This is a genomic window from Anaerostipes sp. AF04-45 (assembly GCF_003461725.1).
Classification (GTDB): domain Bacteria; phylum Bacillota; class Clostridia; order Lachnospirales; family Lachnospiraceae; genus Anaerostipes; species Anaerostipes caccae.
Window position 1 is genome coordinate 1 of sequence record NZ_QTXQ01000014.1, and the last position, 658, is coordinate 658.

The 658-nt window shown below is 45.6% G+C and carries 5 tRNA genes; all 5 read left to right on the top strand.

From position 1 onward, the window contains the following. Positions 1-118: 118 nt before the first annotated feature. The 5 genes from DWV34_RS15315 to DWV34_RS15335 all read left to right on the top strand — a co-directional run bounded on the left by DWV34_RS15315 (position 119) and on the right by DWV34_RS15335 (position 617). Positions 119-192 (top strand) — tRNA-Asp (locus DWV34_RS15315). A 36-nt stretch (positions 193-228) separates the two neighbouring features. Next, positions 229-301: transfer RNA gene (locus DWV34_RS15320), tRNA-Val, on the top strand. A gap of 9 nt (positions 302-310) precedes the next feature. Next, positions 311-383 (top strand) — tRNA-Thr (locus tag DWV34_RS15325). A gap of 72 nt (positions 384-455) precedes the next feature. Next, positions 456-537: transfer RNA gene (locus DWV34_RS15330), tRNA-Tyr, on the top strand. 6 nt (positions 538-543) lie between these two features. Further along, positions 544-617 (top strand) — tRNA-Met (locus DWV34_RS15335). Positions 618-658: the final 41 nt, after the last annotated feature.

Consider the following 658-nt stretch of genomic DNA (forward strand, 5'->3'; position numbering starts at 1 on the left):
ATGGAGCTGACTGTTACTAATCGGTCGAGGCTTTAACCAAGGAAAGGTAAGGAAGAAAGTTTGATGGAACGTTCTGTATGTAGTTTTGAAGGTACATAGATTTAAGTTATAAAGATTTGGCCCGGTGGCTCAGCCGGTTAGAGCGCCGCCCTGTCACGGCGGAGGTCGTGGGTTCGATTCCCATCCGGGTCGTTTTTTCCTTTTTAGAAGGATTTATAATATAAATTTGGGATCATAGCTCAGCTGGGAGAGCATCTGCCTTACAAGCAGAGGGTCATAGGTTCGAGCCCTATTGGTCCCATTTTTGTCAGCCGTTGTGGCTCAATTGGCAGAGCAGCTGATTTGTAATCAGCAGGTTACCGGTTCAAGTCCGGTCAACGGCTCTCATAAATTGCGTTATAAATGTAATTTTATGTTTGAGTTTTATGCTGAAATGGTATAATATAAATGTATATGGTGGGATTCCCGAGTGGCCAAAGGGGGCAGACTGTAAATCTGTTGGCAACGCCTTCGAAGGTTCGAATCCTTCTCCCACCATTTTAGCGCGGGGTGGAGCAGTCTGGTAGCTCGTCGGGCTCATAACCCGAAGGTCGTTGGTTCAAATCCGGCCCCCGCAACTTCCATTTGCATTTGAGTGTGCAAAATATAAAAATAAATA